Origin of the sequence: Citrobacter cronae, from assembly GCF_016893685.1 — a bacterium.
GTDB lineage: Bacteria > Pseudomonadota > Gammaproteobacteria > Enterobacterales > Enterobacteriaceae > Citrobacter > Citrobacter werkmanii.
Window position 1 is genome coordinate 3,936,551 of sequence record NZ_CP069763.1, and the last position, 244, is coordinate 3,936,794.

The 244-nt window shown below is 52.5% G+C and carries 1 protein-coding gene; it reads right to left on the minus strand.

Annotated elements, in window-relative coordinates; genetic code table 11:
* Window positions 1-244, minus strand: a 244-nt coding sequence (locus tag JSN25_RS22155; RefSeq protein WP_479690806.1) for a Y-family DNA polymerase, incomplete at both ends; no start/stop codon positions are given.

The following is a 244-nucleotide window of genomic DNA, read 5'->3' on the forward strand; positions in this document are numbered from 1 at the left end:
GCCCTACTCCCCAGACCTCATCAACCGGCAGTGCAGCCATCAGTTTGCGCTGGCGATCCTGGTTAGATAAGTCCACCACCCCACCCGTTTGTCTCTGCCATTTTTTGGCTGCATGATTCGCCAGTTTCGCCAGCGTCTTTGTCTGGGCAATACCAACGCCAACCGCCAGACCTGTATTTTGATAAACGGCATCTTTTAATTCCTGCCCAAACTCCTGCAGAACCCGACAGTTTCTTACACCAGT